The following is a 16,350-nucleotide window of genomic DNA, read 5'->3' on the forward strand; positions in this document are numbered from 1 at the left end:
GGCAACCTGCTTCCAAGTACGACGAGGGGTGGTTGATCACGAACCGGCCGGGCGACGGTGTCGCCCGGCCGGTCAGCGGTGGTACTACTGGTCGGCGATCAGCTGTGCCGGGTGCGGCGCCGCGGACGGGAGTCCCCACCGCCCTCGCCGCCGTCCGGGCCACGGCCGCCCCGGTCGCCACCGCGCTCGCGGTCGCCCCGGTCACGCGGGCCCCGGTCGCCCCGGTCGCGGCTGGCCGGCCGCTCGCCGTCAACCTCGGCGGCGGGTGCCTCGGCGCCCTCCGGCCGGACCTTGTCCAGGTAGATCTTGCCGCGCTGGTCGATGTCGGCGATCTCGACCTCGACCTTGTCGCCGACGTTGAGGAAGTCCTCGACCTTCTCGACCCGCTTGCCGTCGCCCACCTTGGAGATGTGCAGCAGGCCGTCGCGGCCCGGCAGCAGCGAGACGAACGCGCCGAACGGCGCAGTCTTGACCACCGTGCCCAGGAAGCGGTCGCCCATCTTGGGCAGGGTCGGGTTGGCGATCGCGTTGATCCGCTCGACCGCGGCCTGCGCCGACGGGCCGTTGGTGGCGCCGACGTAGATGGTGCCGTCGTCCTCGATGGAGATCTCGGCGCCGGTCTCGTCCTGGATGGCGTTGATGGTCTGACCCTTCGGGCCGATCACCATGCCGATCTTGTCGACCGGGATCTTCACCGTGGTGACCCGCGGCGCGTAGTCGGACATCTCGGCCGGGGCCTCGATCGCCCGCTGCATCACGTCGAGGATGGTCTGCCGGGCCTCGTACGCCTGCTGCAACGCGGCGGCCAGCACATCCGACGGAATGCCGTCGAGCTTGGTGTCGAGCTGCAGGGCGGTGACGAAGTCCCGGGTACCGGCAACCTTGAAGTCCATGTCACCGAAGGCGTCCTCGGCACCGAGGATGTCGGTCAGCGTCACGTACTGGGTCTTGCCGTCGACCTCGTCGGAGATGAGGCCCATGGCGATACCGGCCACCGGCGCCTTCAGCGGCACACCGGCGGAGAGCAGGCCCAGCGAGGAGGCGCAGACCGAGCCCATCGAGGTGGAACCGTTGGAGCCGAGCGCCTCGGAGACCTGCCGGATGGCGTACGGGAACTCCTCGCGCGACGGCAGCACCGGGATCAGCGCCCGCTCGGCCAGCGCGCCGTGCCCGATCTCGCGGCGCTTCGGCGAACCCACCCGGCCGGTCTCACCGGTCGAGTACGGCGGGAAGTTGTAGTTGTGCATGTAGCGCTTGGACTTCTCCGGGGAGAGGGTGTCCAGCGCCTGCTCCATGCGCAGCATGTTCAGCGTGGTGACGCCCAGGATCTGGGTCTCGCCGCGCTCGAACAGCGCCGAGCCGTGCACCCGGGGCAGCACGCCGACCTCGGCGCTCAGCGGCCGGATGTCGCGCGGCCCACGGCCGTCGATCCGGACCTGCTCACGCAGCACCCGACCGCGCACCTCGGACTTGGTCAGCGAGCGGAAGGCGGCCGACAGCTCCTTCTCCCGGCCCTCGAAACGCGGGCCGACCTCCTCCAGCAGGCGGGCCTTGACCGCGTCCAGGGCCTCCTCGCGGTCCGCCTTGCCGGCGATCTGCAGGGCCTCGGCGACATCGGCGCGAGCGAACTCGGCGACCGCGTCGTACGCGTCGTTCTGGTACTCCAGGAACACCGGGAACTCGGCGACCGGCTTGGCGGCCACCTCGGCCAGCTCGCTCTGCGCGCGGCACAGCTCACGGATGGCCGGCTTGGCGGCCTCCAGGCCGCTGGCCACGATCTCCTCGGTCGGCGCGGGTGCGCCACCGGCGACCAGGCTCACGGTGTGCTCGGTGGCCTCGGCCTCGACCATCATGATCGCGACATCGCCGTCGGCCAGGGCGCGACCGGCCACCACCATGTCGAAGGTGGCCCGGCTCAGCTCCTCGTGGGTCGGGAAGGCGACCCACTGACCGTCGACGTGGGCCATCCGGGTGGCCCCGATCGGACCGGAGAACGGCAGGCCGGAGAGCTTCGTCGACATCGAGGCGGCGTTGATCGCCACCACGTCGTACGGGTGCTGCGGGTCGAGCGCGAGGATGGTCTCGACGACCTGCACCTCGTTGCGCAGGCCCTTGACGAACGAGGGGCGCAGTGGCCGGTCGATCAGGCGGCAGGTGAGGATGGCGTCCTCGCTGGGGCGACCCTCACGGCGGAAGAACGAGCCGGGGATCCGGCCCGCGGCGTACATCCGCTCCTCGACGTCGACGGTCAGCGGGAAGAAGTCGAACTGCTCCTTCGGCTGCTTGCCGGCGGTGGTGGCGGAGAGGACGACCGTCTCGCCGAGCTGGGCGATGACGGAGCCGGCGGCCTGGCGGGCCAGCCGACCGGTGGAGAAGGTGATCTCGCGGGTGCCGAACGACCCGTTGTCGATCACGGCGGTGCGGATCTCGGTGCCGAGTTTGGTCTCGGTCATGGTGCGGCAATGCTCCTTCGCATCGGGGGCCACGACGCGGGAGCTGTGCGGACGGCCGGTCTTCGATCGAAGCGCCCGGTGCCACCGGCGGATGCCGGGGCCTCCGGAGGCCACTACCGGAGACCGGTACGCCGACGGCTCCCCTTGTCTCAGGTGCGCGCGGCCCGTGTCTCGGATGGGACGCGGACGGGGGGAGCGGCCCGTCGGGCCGCTCCCCCCGTCACGTCACCGACGCAGACCGAGTCGCTCGATGAGCGACCGGTAGCGGTTGATGTCCTTCTTCTGCACGTAGTTGAGCAACCGACGGCGACGGCCGACCAGCAGCAGCAGCCCACGGCGGCTGTGGTGGTCGTGCTTGTGCACCTTCAGGTGCTCGGTGAGCTCGGCGATCCGCTTGGTGAGGACCGCGACCTGCACCTCGGGCGACCCGGTGTCACCCTCGGCGGTCGCGTACTCTTCGCGGATCTTGGCCTTGGCCTGCTGGTCGAGCGCCATGTTCTCCCTGTTCTGATGGGTTGTCGATACGGTTCGTCGGGCCGGGCTAGGGCACCGGCGACGAACGGCCTTCGCGCCCGCGGCGTCGAGCAGGCAGCGAGGCCCCACGTCGGTCAGCCGACGTCCACGCCAGCCTACCAGCACCTGGTCGGGATCGCCCTGACGAGCCCTCAGCCCAGCGCCCGGCGCGTCTGCGCGACGTCCTCGGCGATCTGGGCGACCAGCGGTTCGATCGCGTCGTACCGGACCTGCCCGCGCAGGCGGGACACGAAGTCCAGGGCGAGCCGCTCGCCGTAGAGGTCGCCGTCGAAGTCCAGCGCGTACGCCTCGACCCGCCGCTCCCGCCCGGAGAAGGTCGGGTTGGTGCCGATCGAGACCGCGGCGGACAGCGGGTGTCGCTGCCCCCGACGCATCATCCGGGCCGCGTAGATGCCGTCCGCCGGGACCGCCGCGTACCGGTGGCAGAGCAGGTTCGCCGTGGGGAAGCCCAGCTCCCGGCCGCGCTGGTCACCCCGGACCACGACCCCCTCCAGCCGGTGCGGGCGGCCCAGCGCGACCGCTGCGGCGGCCACGTCGCCCGCGTCGACGCAGGAACGGATGTACGTCGACGAGAAGACCGTCCCGGCCTCGGACACCAGCGGAGCGTCCTCGACGGCGAACCCGAACGTCCGGCCGAGCCGGTCGAGCAGGGCGACGTCCCCGGCCGCCCGGTGCCCGAACCGGAAGTTGTCCCCCACCACCACCAGCGCGGCGTGCAGGTGCGCGACCAGGATGTCGTGCACGAACGCCTCGGCGGGCAGCCGGGAGAACTCGGCGGTGAACGGCACCACGCAGAGCACGTCCACGCCAAGCGACTCGATCAGCTCGGCCTTGCGGGCCGGTTCGGTGAGCACCGCCGGGTGGGAGCCGGGCCGGACCACCTCGGCCGGATGCGGGTCGAAGGTGACCACCACCGACTGCACGCCCAGTTCGCGGGCCCGGGCGACGGTGTGGCCGATGGTCGCCTGGTGCCCCTTGTGCACGCCGTCGAAGACGCCGATGGTGACGACGGACCGTCCCCACCCGCCGGGCACCGCGTCGAAGCCCCGCCACCGCTGCATGCTGTTCCTCCGCTAGTCCGCCCACCCGCACCGACCGGGCCGGCATCCGCCGTCAGGCCGGGGCGAGCACGATCTCCGCGCGGGCCCGGCCACCCCGCTCGCTGACGATAGCGATCAACCCACCGGCCGGATCGAAGACCGCGTACGGTCCGGCCAGCCCGACCGGCTCCAGCGGCCCACCGTGGGAGAGCACCTTCGCCTCGTCGGGTCCGGCGTCGCGGCGGGGGAAGAACCGGTCGGCGGCGGCCGCCAGCGGCACCCCGACCACGTCGGGCGCGCGCTGCTCCAGCTCGTCGAGGGTGGCGGCCTCGGCCAGGGTGAAGCCGCCCACCGCGGTCCGCCGCAGCGCGGTCAGGTGCCCACCGACCCCGAGTGCCAGGCCCGCGTCGCGCGCGATCGCTCGGATGTACGTGCCGGTGGAGCAGGACACGTCGATGTCGACGTCGACGACGTCCGGGTGGTCGCGCCGGATCGCCAGCACGTCGAGGCGGGACACGGTGACCCGCCGGGCCGGCAGGTCGACGCTCTCCCCCGATCGCACCCGCTGGTACGCCCGCTGTCCGTCGATCTTGATGGCGCTCACCGCGCTCGGCACCTGGTCGATCTCGCCGCTCAGGTCGGCCAGCGCGGCGCGGATCGCCTCGTCGGCGAGGGCGCCGGCGGGTGTGGTGGCGATCACGTCGCCCTCCGCGTCGTCGGTGACCGTGGACTGGCCGAGGCGGACGGTGGCGGTGTAGCTCTTGTCCGCCCCGATCACGTACGTCAGCAGCCGGGTGGCCCGGTTCATGCCGATCACCAGGACCCCGGTGGCCATCGGGTCGAGTGTGCCGCCGTGGCCGACCCGTCGGGTCCGCGCGAACCGGCGGATCCTCGCCACCACGTCGTGCGACGTCATGCCGCCGGGCTTGTCCACCACGATCAGACCGTCAGTGCTCACGACGTGCAAGCCTGCCAGACCGCCCGCGCCCGCCCGACACCGGACGACCAGCCGGAAATCGGGTGTACGCGCCGGTGGCCGCCCTGCGAGGATGGTGCGCCGATGGCCGCGAGGTGCCACCGGCGGATCGCGAGGAGACGAGATCGCCACGAACGGTGAACCGCCGCCGCATCGCCGTCACGCGACGGCGTCGGCGGTCCGCGCCTCGTCCCGGACCGCGCCGGTCACCGCCCAGGCGCCGCTGCGCAGCCGCAGCACCAGACCGACCAGCCGGATGACGACGAACAGCATCAGGCCCGCCCAGATCCCGCCGAGCCCGAGGTCGAAAGCGTAGGTGAGCCAGATCGCCGGCAGGAACCCGGCCAGCGCACCGGCCACGGTCAGATTGCGCAGATAGCGGATGTCACCGGCACCGATCAACACGCCGTCCAGGGCGAACACCACACCGGCCAGCGGGAGCATCGCGACGAACCAGGGCCACGCCACCATCGCCTGCGCGTGCACGGCGGTGTCCGGGGTGAACAGGGCCGGCACCACGCCGGCACCGGCCGCCACCAGCGCCCCGAACGCGGTGCCGCAGACCGCGCCCAGCCAGGCGACCCGGCGGGCCAGGGCCCGAGCCACCGCCGCGTCACCGCCGCCGAGCGCCGCGCCGACCAGCGCCTGCGCGGCGATGGCCAACGCGTCGAGCGCCAGCGCGGCGAAGAACCAGAGCTGCACGGCGATCTGGTGGGCGCCGACCACGGCGGCACCGAACCGGGCCGCCACGGCGGTGGCCGACAGGAAGCTGGCCTGGAACGCCATGCCCCGGATCAGCAGGTCACGACTGAGTACGAGTTGCTGGCGGATGACCCGGAGGTGCGGGCGCAGCGATGCCCGCTCGGAGATCAGCGCGCCGACGAAGAGCACGCCGCCGAGGGTCTGCGCGATCGCGTTCGCCACCGCCGAGCCGATCATCCCCATCCCCAACGGATAGACCAGCAAGGGGCAGAGCACCGCGGAGAGCAGGTTCGGGCCGACCACGAAGAGCAGAGGCCGGCGGGTGTCCTGCACGCCCCGCATCCAGCCGTTGCCGGCGGCGGCGAGCAACAGACCGGGCGCACCGAACGCGGCGACCCGCAGCCATTGGCCGGCGGCCTCGCCCACCTCGCCACCGCCGGCGAGGGCACCGGCCAGGGCACCGCCACCGAACTGCATGGCGCCCACGACCAGCAGCCCCACCCCGAAAGCCAGCCAGGAGGACTGCACTCCCTCGGCAACTGCGGCGGCCCGGTCACCGGCGCCGAAGCGGCGGGCGGCCCGGCCGGTGGTGCCGTAGGCGACCACGGTGCCCAGCCAGGCGGTGAGGGTCATCACGGTGCCGCCGACCGCGACCGCAGCCAGTGGCACGCGCCCCAGGTGGCCGACGACGGCGGTGTCGACGAGGACGTAGATCGGCTCGGCGGCCAGCACCACGAGGGCCGGCAGGGCGAGCGCGGCGAACCGGCGCGGCGAGGCGACACGGCTGGCGACAGAGGTCTGGCTCATCGCCGCTGATCGTGGCACGCGACGAGTAAGGGCAGCAAGCTCCTACGCTACTTACCTGTCGCTGACGTCCGCCGGGGCGGGGAGAGGACAGGCGACCCGGCGGTACGCGACCGGTGGCGCGGGCCGCACCGGAACCGTCAGGCGATCCGAGGCGGTGGCGCCGTACGCGCGGTGCGGCTCTGCGTCACCGCCGGTCGCGTACGGTCACTGACGGGTGTCCATCGAGGTCTGCAGGGCACGGCGGGCCTGCTCGCGGGCCTCGTCGGTGGTCTCGGGCTTGGGCTTGGCGGGCATGGCGGACCCCTTCCAGGGCGCGCGCCGAGAGGCGCGACGGCATCACGGGCGGTGTACGACAGGCACCCGAGACCGGCCCCGGGATCACCGGAGCTATGGACGGGTGGTGTGGTGGCGGCCCGGGTCGGTCGCCCCTGGAGGGGGAAGCGACGCCAGGTAGGGCTCCGCTCCCGTGACCTGTGCCACAGCAGCACCGGTCTATTCCCAAGTTATCGTTCAGGTCCACATGGTGCGCGCTGTTCCCGCCATCTGGACCGGTCAGATCCCGGTCACCGGGCCAGGAAGTGCCAGCCCACCCACCACCAGAAGCCGAACATGCCGATCCGGCCCACCGGGACCGGACCGACCTCGTACCGCATCACGTACGCGCACGCCTCGCCGAGCGTCGGGATGCGCGAGCCCTCCCGCCGGGCCAGCCACTCGACCAACCCGAACAGCGCCAGGCCGACCAGGAAGCCACCGATCGCCAGATACCGCATCATCGGCGCACCAACCCCCAGAACGCCGACAGCCACACCAGCCAGGCGGCGGAGCGGACCATCCGGTCCTCCAGCAACGGGTCGGCCAGCAGCGAGAAGGTCGGGAAGTCGTCACCGGCCGCCGCGAAGAACGTGGCCCCCTCGAACACCCCGAAGACCACCACCGGCAACGTCCACCAGACCGCGCCGGAACCCAGGCGCTCGGGTGCGGGCCGGGCCTGCACCCGCTTGGTCAGTCCCAGCCAGATCAGGAGCCCGCCGGTGCCGAACACGTAGAGGTTCGCCTCCGTGGAGAACGACGGGAACCGCCCGCCGACCAGCGAGAGGGCCACCAGCACCGGTACGCAGACGACCGGTCGTTCCCACGTGCGGGGAGCGTCGATCGTGAGGTCGTGGGGCTGCTCCATCACTCGATTCTCCCCGTCATCACTCGGCAGCGGTATGGCAACACTCCCCGGAGCCGCCTCTGAAATCACCCCTCGGGGGCGACACCACTCCCCGGCCCGGGCGTCAACTCGGCCCGGACCCGGTCGACCACCTCGTCCACGGTTCCCCGGCCGGTGAACCCGGCGGCGAGTCGATGACCGCCGCCGCCCAGCGCCACCGCCACCCGGCTCACGTCCACCGCGCCCTTGCTGCGCAGCGACACCGCCCACTCGTCCGGCCCGGTCTGCTTCACCACGCAGCTCACGTCGGCCTCGGCGGTGCACCGCACCGGATCGATGAGCGCCTCCAGCACGTACGGCCGCTGGTCGTGCCGGGCCAGGTCGTCCTGGGTCGCGTACGTCCAGACCAGGCCGTGCCCGGACGCCGCCTCGGGCTCCAGCCGGGCGCGGCCGAGCACCTCCCCGAAGAGACGCACCGCGCCGAAGGGCCGGCTGTCGAACACCCGCCGGGAGATCTCCCCCGGCCGGATGCCGGTGGCCAGCAGGCGGGCGGCCATCTCGTGCACGGCCGGCGTGGTCGCGTCGAACCGGAACGAGCCGGTGTCGGTGCTCAACGCCACGTACAGGCACTCGGCGATGCCGGCGTCCAGCGGTACGCCGAGCCGGGCCAACAGTTCCTCCGCGACCACCGAGGTCGCCGCCGCCGCCGGATCGACCAGGTTGACGTCACCGAAGCCGGCGTTGGAGGCGTGGTGGTCGAGCACCAGCGCGGTGCCCGGCCCGGCCAGGCGGTCGGCCAGGTCACCGAGACGCGAGTCGCTGGCCGCGTCGAAGCAGATCACCAGATCCGGCTCCAGGTCGGCCTCGGTCGCCGGCACCAGCAGTTCCAGCCCGGGCAGTCCACGGAACGGTTCGGGCACCTCCGGCGGCCCGGGGAAGGTCGCCTGCAACCGGCGTACGCCGAGTCGCCGCAGCCCGAGCCCGAAGCCGAGCATGCTGCCCAGCGCGTCGCCGTCCGGGTTGACGTGGCAGATCAGCAGCACCCGCCCGGCGGGTGCCACCTGGCGTACCGCCGCCACCGCCGCGGCCCAGTCGGCCTCGCTCGGCGCGGACCCACCCGGGTCCGGCGAGGTCGCCGCCCCCGTCGAGGCTCCGGTGGCCGCCGCGTCCGGGTCGGCGGAAACCGCCGGCCCCTCGGCCGTGCCGGGGCGGGCCGGACTCGGCAACGCCGCACCCGGGCCCGACTCGGTCAGCGCACCGCCGGAGGGGGCGGTCACCGCCGCTCCCCGCTCCGGGCGTCGTCCGTGTCACCGGTGCCGGTCTGGTTCTCGGCCTCGCCGGCCTCGTCTTCCTCGTCTTCGAGCCGGTACGGCTGGGCCTCACCGGCGTACTCGGCCTTCGCGGCGAGACGCTGCACCTCCGCGTCGGCGGTCCGGGCCGCCGCGAGCAGGTCGTCGATGTGCTTCACCTGGTCCTGCACGTCGTCCAGGACGAAGGTCAGGGTCGGCGAGTGGCGCAACCCGAGCGCCTTGCCGACGGTGCTGCGCAGCATGCCCTTGGCGCTGTCCAGCGCGGCGGCGGTGCCCGCCTGCGCCGCCGCGTCACCGAGCACGGTGTAGAAGACCGTGGCGTCGCGCAGGTCGGCGGTTATCCGGGCGTCGGTGATAGTGACCATGCCGAGCCGCGGGTCCTTGATCTGGCTCCGCACCACCGACGCGACCAGTTCACGCACCCGCTCCGCGTGCCGACGTACCTTGGCCGGATCCGTCATCTCCGCCACCTCCACGGCGTCCCGCTGCCGGCCGGAACCGGCGACGCCGTCACCGGAGCCCGCACCGACCCCAACACTGGAAACCCTACCCGCGCCACGTGCCCCGGCGCGCGGGGCGGCAGGGTGGCCGCATCCGCCACCGGTCAGTCCTCCGCGCCGTGCAGCCGGCGGCGCACCGACAGCAACTCGACCTCCGGTCGACCGGCCACCAAGCGCTCGCACGAGTCGAGCACCTCACGGGCGTGAGCCGCCTCCGCGGCCACGACCGCCACTCCTATCTCGGCTCGCCCGTGCAGGTCGAGCGCACCCACCTCGGCGGCCGCCACCTCGAAGCGGCGCAGCGCCGCCACGATCGGCCGTACGTACGATCTCTTCGCCTTCAGCGACCGGGAGTCGCCCGGCAGCAGCAGGTCGAACACTGCGGTTGCGGTGAACATCGCTGCGGACACTACCCGCACCCCACCCCACATGATCAAGGGGTTTACGCCATTCGGCGTAAACCCCTCGATCAGTGCGTCACTACCGGATCAGGCGCGAACCTTCTCCCGCATCTCGAAGGTCTCGATGATGTCGCCCGGCTGCACGTTGTTGTAACCGGACAGGGTCAGACCACACTCGAAGCCCTCGCGGACCTCGGTCGCGTCGTCCTTGAACCGCTTGAGCGAGCTGATCGTGATGTTGTCCGCCACGACCGTGCCGTCGCGCAGCAGGCGCGCCTTCGCGTTGCGCCGGATGATGCCCGACCGGACGATGCAACCGGAGATGTTGCCGATCTTGGACGAGCGGAAGACCTCGCGGATCTCCGCGCTGCCCAGCTCGACCTCCTCGTACTCCGGCTTGAGCAGGCCCTTGAGCGCCGCCTCGATCTCCTCGATGGCCTGGTAGATGACGGTGTAGTACCGGATCTCCACGCCCTCGCGGTCGGCCATCTCGCGGACCTTGTTGGAGGCCCGCACGTTGAAGCCGATGATCGTGACCGGCTCGGACGAGGCGCTCGCGAGCATGACGTTGCTCTCGGTGATCGCGCCGACGCCCCGGTCGAGGACCTTGAGCTGGACCTCCTCGGGGATGTCGAGGTTGAACAGCGCGTCCTCCAGGGCCTCCACCGAACCGGAGACATCGCCCTTGAGGATGAGGTTGAGCGACGTCTTCTCGCCCTCCTTGAGCTGCTCCATGAGCGTCTCGAGGGTGGCCCGGCCACGGGAGTTGGCGAACGCCGCCGCCCGCCGCCGCGCCTGGCGCTGCTCGGCGATCTGCCGCACCGTGCGGTCGTCCGCCGCGGCGAGGAAGGTGTCACCGGCGCCGGGCACCGCGGTCAGACCGAGGACCATGACCGGACGTGCCGGGCCGGCCTCGGTGACCTGGTTGCCGTTCTCGTCGAGCATCGCCCGGACCCGGCCGTGCGCCCCACCGGCGACGATCGAGTCGCCCGCCCGCAGGGTGCCCTTCTGCACCAGCACCGTCGCCACCGCACCACGGCCCTTGTCCAGGTGCGCCTCGATGGCCACACCCTGCGCCGGCCCGTCCGTCGGAGCGGTCAGCTCCAGCGACGCGTCGGCGGTGAGCAGCACGGCCTCAAGGAGTTCCTCGATGCCGATGCCGGGCTTCGCGGCCACGTTGACGAACATGGTCTCGCCGCCGTACTCCTCGGCGACCAGGCCGTACTCGGTCAGCTGCTGGCGGACCTTGTCCGGGTTGGCCTCCGGCTTGTCGACCTTGTTGACCGCGACCACGATCGGCACGTCCGCCGCCTTGGCGTGGTTGAGCGCCTCGATGGTCTGCGGCATCACGCCGTCGTCGGCCGCCACCACCAGGATCACGATGTCGGTGACCTGGGCACCACGGGCACGCATGGCGGTGAACGCCTCGTGACCCGGGGTGTCGATGAAGGTGACCGCCCGGTCCTCGCCCTCGTGCGGGACGTGGACCTGGTAGGCGCCGATGTGCTGGGTGATGCCACCGGCCTCGCCGGCCACCACGTTCGCCTTGCGGATCGCGTCGAGCAGCTTGGTCTTACCGTGGTCGACGTGACCCATGACGGTCACCACCGGCGCACGGCTGACCAGGCGGTCCTCCGCGACCTCGGCGTCGAGGTCGATGTTGAACTGCGCGAGCAGCTCGCGGTCCTCGTCCTCCGGGCTGACGATCTGCACGGTGAAGCCGAGGTGCTCACCCAGCAGCAGCAGGGTGTCGTCGGAGCACGACTGGGTCGCGGTGACCATCTCGCCCAGGTTGAACATCTCCTGGACCAGCGAACCCGGGTTGGCGTTGATCTTGTCGGCGAAGTCCGACAGCGAGGCGCCACGGGAGAGCCGGACCGTCTGCCCCTGACCCCGGGGAGCACCCGAGCTCATGGTCGGGGCCGACAGGTTGTCGAACTCCTGTCTGCGCTGCTTCTTGGACTTGCGACCACGGGTCGGCTTGCCACCCGGACGCCCGAAGGCACCGGCGGCACCGCCGCCACGGCCACGGCCACCGCCACCCGGGCGACCGCCGCCACCGGCCGGCCCGCCCGGCCGGAAGCCGCCACCAGCACCGGCACCGCCACCGCCACCGGGGCCGCCACGGTAGCCACCGCCACCGCCGCCACCGCCACCGGGGCCGCCACGGTAACCGCCGCCACCGCCGCCACCACCGGGGCCGCCACGGTAACCGCCGCCACCGCCGCCACCCGGACGACCGGCACCGCCGCCACCGGGGCGACCGGCACCCGGGCCACCCGGACGACCGGGACGCTGGCTCGGCATGGAGGCCGGGCTGGGCCGCGGCGGCATCGAGGCGGGACTCGGCCGCGGCGGCATCGAGGCCGGGCTGGGCCGGGGACCACCGGCACCGGCGGCCGGCGGCCGCTGCTGGCTGCCCTGGATACCGAAGGGGTTGTTACCGGCGCCACGCGCCGGCGGGCGACCCTGCCGGCCGCCCGGGCCGGGGTTCGGGCCACCGGGACGACCTGCGGCCGGAGAACCCGGGCGGGGCGGCATGGCGCCGGGACCGGGCCGCGGACCTGGACGGGCGCCGCCGTCGGCCGGAGGCTCCCGGCGGACGTTCTCGCGCTGCTGCTGGCGGGCGGCCTGCGCGGCCTTGACCGCGGCCTCCTGCTCGGCCTTCAGCGCGGCGGCGCGCGCCTCGGCGGCGGCCACCTCGATGTCATGGGCACTCGCCGGCTTGGCGACCGGGGTCACTGACGGCGGAGGGCCGGGAACCGGTGCCTTCGGCTTCGGCCCGGGCATCGCCGGACGCCGTGGCGGCGTCGGCTTGGCGGTGACCCGAGGTTCGCCGGGGGTCGGCGGCGGGGTGGGCGCTGCCGCCGGAGCCGGGGCGGCCGACGGCGGAGCCGCCGGAGCCGGGGCGGCCGACGGCGGAGCCGCCGGAGCGCCAGCGCCACCGGAGGCGACGAACGCGTTACGCAGCCGACGGGCGACGGGCGCCTCGACCGTGCTCGACGCGGACTTGACGAACTCGCCCATTTCCTTCAGCTTGGCGAGAACGGTCTTACTCTCGACCCCGAGCTCTTTCGCAAGCTCGTGTACGCGGGCCTTGCCTGCCACTGCACTCCTCACTCCGAGGTCGTGCGGGCAGCACCCGCAGCGACCTCACTCGTGCACTTGAAGCCTGATCATTTCTGGGACTTCATCGTGTGCTCATGTCGGTCGTCCTACCTTGCTAGCGGCCACACCCGGTCGGATGACCGGACGTGGTGGTTAACGCGTCAGGTACTCCGCGAGGGCGCCGTCATCCGGAACCCCGGCGAGGCGCAGCGCGCGCCCGAAGGCGCGACGCCGCACTGCCTGCGCGAAGCAGGCCGGATCTGGGTGCATGTTCGCTCCCCGACCCGGCAGTCTGCGGGCCGGATCGGGTCGGAGGCTGAATCCAGCCTCGTCGCCGACCGCGACGATCCGCAGTAGTTCACTGGCCGGCGCCCGCCGTCGGCAACCCACACAGGTGCGCTCCGGCAGCGCGCGTCGTGCCACTGGCAGAAGTCTACCCCTAGCTACCCGAGACCGCTCCGCCCGGTTCCCGGACGTGATCAGCCCCGGGTCGGCCGCCGGAGCCAGACTGCTCGGCGTCGGACCGGATGTCGATCCGCCATCCGGTCAACCGGGCAGCAAGCCGGGCATTCTGCCCTTCCCGCCCGATCGCCAGGGAGAGCTGGAAATCCGGCACCGTCACCCGGGCCGCCCGGGCACCCAGGTCCACCACCTCGACCCGCAGCGCCTTGGCCGGTGACAACGCGTTGCCGACGAAGGTCGCCGGGTCGTCCGACCAGTCGATGATGTCGATCTTCTCGCCGTGCAGCTCGCTCATCACCGCCCGGACCCGCTGCCCCATCGGGCCGATACAGGCGCCCTTGGCGTTGACTCCGGGAGTGGTGGACCGGACCGCGATCTTCGTACGGTGACCGGCCTCACGCGCGATCGCGCTGATCTCGACCGTACCGTCGGCGATCTCCGGAACCTCCAGGGCGAAGAGTTTCTTCACCAGGTTCGGATGCGTACGCGACAACGTGATCTGCGGGCCGCGCATCCCCTTGGCCACGTGCACCACCACGCAGCGAATCCGCTCGCCGTGGGTGTACCGCTCCCCGGGCACCTGCTCGGACTGGGGCAGCACCCCCTCCAGCTTGCCCAGGTCGACCGTGACGATGCCCTTCTCGGCTCGGGCCTCGTGCGCCTGCACCACACCGGTCACCAGGTCACCGTCGCGGCCGGCGTACTCGCCGAAGTGCACCTCGTCGGTGGCCTCCCGCAACCGCTGCAGGATGACCTGCTTGGCGGTCATCGCGGCGATCCGCCCGAAGTCGTGCGGAGTGTCGTCCCACTCCCGTTCCACGGTGCCCTCGTCGCCCAGTTCCTGGGCGTAGACCAGGGCCACACCGGTCTTACGGTCGATCTCCACCCGGGCGTGCGACTGCGCACCCTCGGTGTGCCGGTACGCGGTCAACAGCGCGGTCTCGATCGCCGCGAGGATCGTGTCGAACGGAATCTCCCGCTCGCGCTCGAGTGCGCGCAGCGCCGCGAGGTCTATGTTCACCTCTCCTCGTCCTCCACATCGTCATCGTCATCGTCGTCGACGTCTTCTGATTCGGCCAGTTCGTCGAGGCGGCTGAACTCGACCTGCACCCGGCCCGGCCCGAGCTCGGCGTACGCCCACCCGGCGCGGTCGGCGTCCGTCTCCAGCACCACGTGCTCGTCGTCGGCCTCGACCACCCGGCCGGTGACCTGCCGGTCGCCGGCCGGTCGGCCGTCGGCCGTCCCGCCGCCGCGCACGGTCACCCGGACCAGTCGGCCCACGTTGCGCCGCCAGTGCCGGGGCAGAGTCAGCGGACGGTCCACCCCCGGCGAGCTGACCTCCAGCTGGTACTCCCCGGCGACGATGTCGCCGCCGGTCTCCTCGGCCGCGTCCAGCGCTGCCGAGACCGCCCGCGACACGTCGGCGACCGCGTCCAGGTTGATGCCGCCGTCGGCATCGACGATCACACGTACCACATGCCGTCGACCGGCCCGGGACACGGCCAGGTCCTCCAGGTCGTAGCCGGCCTCGGCGACCACCGGTGCGATCACCGCGCGCAGCCGCTCGCGGCGGGCGGCCAGGTCACCCCGGGGCCCCTGCGCGCTGCGCGGCGCGGGACCGCCTCGCGGTGCCTGGCCGCCACGGGGTCGCCCCGTCGTTCTGGTGGCACGGCCACGCTGCGTCATCTGTTGGACCTTCCACTACTCGTCGGCCGCCATGCCGGCACGCCACCGGTGCGGGCGCGCGTCGGTGGTTGCGCAGAGCGTAACGCGCCCGGCGGAGGAGAGCCCGGGCGGCGCACCGGCGCCACCGCGCCACACGAACCGCGCCGATGGTGTTGACTTGTCCGGTGGTGATGGACATGACGAGTCGGCCGGACGGGTCCGCCGCGTTCTCCCGGCGCGCGGTGCTGCGGGCCGGTGCGCTGCTGGCGCTGGGTGGGGCCACCGTGCCGTTGAGCGGGTGCGGTCTCTTCGGCGGAGACGAGCAGCCGCCGGAGCCGGACCCGCTGACCCCGCTGGTCGACGAGTCGCTGAGCCTCGCCGCGGGGCTGCGCGCCGCCGCGACCGCCCACCCCGATCTGGCCGCGCGGCTCGTCCCGCTCGCCGAGTCGCACGAGGCGCACGCGGCCGAACTGGCCCGGCTGACCGGCGCCGCGACACCGTCCGGCTCGGCCGCCCCCACCGGGGCGGCCTGGTCCTCCCCCGCCGTGCCGCCGGGCGAGCCGACCGCCGCGCTGGCCGCGCTGCGCCAGGCCGAGCGGACCGGCCGGGAGTCGGCCAAGGCCGCCTGCGCCGCCGCGCCCACCGACCGGGCCGCGGTGCTGGGCTCCGTCGCCGCCGCCCGAGCCAGCCACCTGGAGGCGCTGCGATGAGCGAGTGGGTCACCGGACGCAGTGCGCCCGCCGGGCCGGGCGAGGCGCTCGCCGGGGCGTTGACCGCCGAGTACGCGGCCATCTGGGCCTACGGCCCGATCGGGGTACGCCTGACCGGCGACGAACGGAAGGCCGCCGCCGACGCGGAGGCGGCCCACCGAGGCCGGCGGGACGCCCTGGTGATGCAGATCAGCACCGGCGGCGGGACCGTGCCACCGGACCGGGCCGGCTACGCCCTGCCCTTCGCGGTGACCGACCGGGTCAGCGCGCTGCGGTTGGCGATCGAGGTGGAGGAGCGTACGGCGGCGTTCTGGCGGGCGGCGCTGCCGGTCAGCACCGGGGCCGAGCGGGAGCAGGCCCTGGCCGCCCTGGTCGAGTACGCGGTCCGCGCGACGCGCTGGCGGCGCAGCGCCGGCACCACCCCGTTGACCGTGCCGTTCCCCGGTCGTCCCACCTGAGGCGACACCGCCGGTCGATGGGTAGGCAGCGTCACGGTCCGCACCGGTTGCGGATGGCATACCAG

At 72.9% G+C, this 16,350-nt stretch carries 16 protein-coding genes; 2 read left to right on the forward strand and 14 right to left on the reverse strand.

Annotated elements, in window-relative coordinates; genetic code table 11:
* Positions 1-98: 98 nt before the first annotated feature.
* From ID554_RS04660 to rimP, 14 genes are all read right to left on the reverse strand, one after another.
* Positions 99-2,453 carry a polyribonucleotide nucleotidyltransferase gene (locus tag ID554_RS04660; protein WP_117226669.1) on the reverse strand — a complete coding sequence of 785 codons (2,355 nt, stop codon included), beginning with the start codon at positions 2,451-2,453 and terminating at the stop codon, positions 99-101.
* Between the two features lie 225 nt (positions 2,454-2,678).
* Positions 2,679-2,948 (reverse strand): 30S ribosomal protein S15, encoded by a 270-nt coding sequence (gene rpsO / locus ID554_RS04665; protein ID WP_117226670.1) that lies wholly within the window; start codon positions 2,946-2,948, stop codon positions 2,679-2,681.
* Positions 2,949-3,118: 170 nt separating this feature from the next.
* Positions 3,119-4,048 carry a bifunctional riboflavin kinase/FAD synthetase gene (locus ID554_RS04670; protein WP_117226671.1) on the reverse strand — a complete coding sequence of 310 codons (930 nt, stop codon included), beginning with the start codon at positions 4,046-4,048 and terminating at the stop codon, positions 3,119-3,121.
* A gap of 52 nt (positions 4,049-4,100) precedes the next feature.
* Positions 4,101-4,985, reverse strand: coding sequence for a tRNA pseudouridine(55) synthase TruB (gene truB / locus ID554_RS04675; protein ID WP_117226804.1), 885 nt, complete (start codon positions 4,983-4,985; stop codon positions 4,101-4,103).
* A 177-nt stretch (positions 4,986-5,162) separates the two neighbouring features.
* Complete coding sequence (locus tag ID554_RS04680; RefSeq protein WP_117226672.1) at positions 5,163-6,512, reverse strand: MATE family efflux transporter; 1,350 nt, start codon at positions 6,510-6,512, stop codon at positions 5,163-5,165.
* Between the two features lie 563 nt (positions 6,513-7,075).
* Positions 7,076-7,285: a DUF6186 family protein gene (locus ID554_RS04685; RefSeq protein ID WP_191088862.1), complete on the reverse strand. Its 210-nt coding sequence runs from the start codon at positions 7,283-7,285 to the stop codon at positions 7,076-7,078.
* Positions 7,285-7,692, reverse strand: coding sequence for a hypothetical protein (locus ID554_RS04690; protein ID WP_117226674.1), 408 nt, complete (start codon positions 7,690-7,692; stop codon positions 7,285-7,287). Before ID554_RS04690 ends, ID554_RS04685 begins: the two co-directional genes overlap by 1 nt.
* Before the next feature lie 65 nt (positions 7,693-7,757).
* Complete coding sequence (locus tag ID554_RS04695) at positions 7,758-8,750, reverse strand: DHH family phosphoesterase (RefSeq protein ID WP_223884625.1); 993 nt, start codon at positions 8,748-8,750, stop codon at positions 7,758-7,760.
* A 194-nt stretch (positions 8,751-8,944) separates the two neighbouring features.
* Positions 8,945-9,442: a 30S ribosome-binding factor RbfA gene (gene rbfA, locus ID554_RS04700; protein WP_117226806.1), complete on the reverse strand. Its 498-nt coding sequence runs from the start codon at positions 9,440-9,442 to the stop codon at positions 8,945-8,947.
* 143 nt (positions 9,443-9,585) lie between these two features.
* Entirely contained in the window at positions 9,586-9,879 is a 294-nt protein-coding gene (locus tag ID554_RS04705; protein WP_117226675.1) for a DUF503 domain-containing protein, read from the reverse strand.
* A 90-nt stretch (positions 9,880-9,969) separates the two neighbouring features.
* Positions 9,970-12,990 carry a translation initiation factor IF-2 gene (infB, locus tag ID554_RS04710; RefSeq protein ID WP_117226676.1) on the reverse strand — a complete coding sequence of 1,007 codons (3,021 nt, stop codon included), beginning with the start codon at positions 12,988-12,990 and terminating at the stop codon, positions 9,970-9,972.
* 153 nt (positions 12,991-13,143) lie between these two features.
* Positions 13,144-13,413: a YlxR family protein gene (locus ID554_RS04715; protein WP_117226677.1), complete on the reverse strand. Its 270-nt coding sequence runs from the start codon at positions 13,411-13,413 to the stop codon at positions 13,144-13,146.
* A gap of 16 nt (positions 13,414-13,429) precedes the next feature.
* On the reverse strand, positions 13,430-14,473 hold the full coding sequence (nusA, locus tag ID554_RS04720) for a transcription termination factor NusA (RefSeq protein WP_117226678.1): 1,044 nt from the start codon (positions 14,471-14,473) through the stop codon (positions 13,430-13,432).
* Positions 14,470-15,138: a ribosome maturation factor RimP gene (rimP, locus tag ID554_RS04725; RefSeq protein ID WP_117226679.1), complete on the reverse strand. Its 669-nt coding sequence runs from the start codon at positions 15,136-15,138 to the stop codon at positions 14,470-14,472. Before rimP ends, nusA begins: the two co-directional genes overlap by 4 nt.
* A 221-nt stretch (positions 15,139-15,359) precedes the next feature.
* Between rimP and ID554_RS04730 the strand changes: the two genes are divergently transcribed.
* Both ID554_RS04730 and ID554_RS04735 read left to right on the forward strand, forming a co-directional pair.
* Positions 15,360-15,827, forward strand: coding sequence for a hypothetical protein (locus tag ID554_RS04730; protein ID WP_117226807.1), 468 nt, complete (start codon positions 15,360-15,362; stop codon positions 15,825-15,827).
* On the forward strand, positions 15,824-16,285 hold the full coding sequence (locus tag ID554_RS04735; protein ID WP_117226680.1) for a ferritin-like domain-containing protein: 462 nt from the start codon (positions 15,824-15,826) through the stop codon (positions 16,283-16,285). Before ID554_RS04730 ends, ID554_RS04735 begins: the two co-directional genes overlap by 4 nt.
* The last annotated feature ends 65 nt before the right edge of the window (positions 16,286-16,350 follow it).

Source organism: Micromonospora craniellae, assembly GCF_014764405.1.
In the GTDB taxonomy this organism is placed as follows: domain Bacteria; phylum Actinomycetota; class Actinomycetes; order Mycobacteriales; family Micromonosporaceae; genus Micromonospora; species Micromonospora craniellae.

What these genes read in the sequence shown, in the direction of transcription:
- ID554_RS04660 (WP_117226669.1), bottom strand. Translation starts at nt 2,453, where the DNA reads ATGACCGAGACCAAACTCGGCACCGAGATCCGCACCGCCGTGATCGAC.
- rpsO (WP_117226670.1), bottom strand. Translation starts at nt 2,948, where the DNA reads ATGGCGCTCGACCAGCAGGCCAAGGCCAAGATCCGCGAAGAGTACGCG.
- ID554_RS04670 (WP_117226671.1), bottom strand. Translation starts at nt 4,048, where the DNA reads ATGCAGCGGTGGCGGGGCTTCGACGCGGTGCCCGGCGGGTGGGGACGG.
- ID554_RS04680 (WP_117226672.1), bottom strand. Translation starts at nt 6,512, where the DNA reads ATGAGCCAGACCTCTGTCGCCAGCCGTGTCGCCTCGCCGCGCCGGTTC.
- ID554_RS04685 (WP_191088862.1), bottom strand. Translation starts at nt 7,285, where the DNA reads ATGCGGTATCTGGCGATCGGTGGCTTCCTGGTCGGCCTGGCGCTGTTC.
- ID554_RS04690 (WP_117226674.1), bottom strand. Translation starts at nt 7,692, where the DNA reads ATGGAGCAGCCCCACGACCTCACGATCGACGCTCCCCGCACGTGGGAA.
- rbfA (WP_117226806.1), bottom strand. Translation starts at nt 9,442, where the DNA reads ATGACGGATCCGGCCAAGGTACGTCGGCACGCGGAGCGGGTGCGTGAA.
- ID554_RS04705 (WP_117226675.1), bottom strand. Translation starts at nt 9,879, where the DNA reads ATGTTCACCGCAACCGCAGTGTTCGACCTGCTGCTGCCGGGCGACTCC.
- rimP (WP_117226679.1), bottom strand. Translation starts at nt 15,138, where the DNA reads ATGACGCAGCGTGGCCGTGCCACCAGAACGACGGGGCGACCCCGTGGC.
- ID554_RS04735 (WP_117226680.1), top strand. Translation starts at nt 15,824, where the DNA reads ATGAGCGAGTGGGTCACCGGACGCAGTGCGCCCGCCGGGCCGGGCGAG.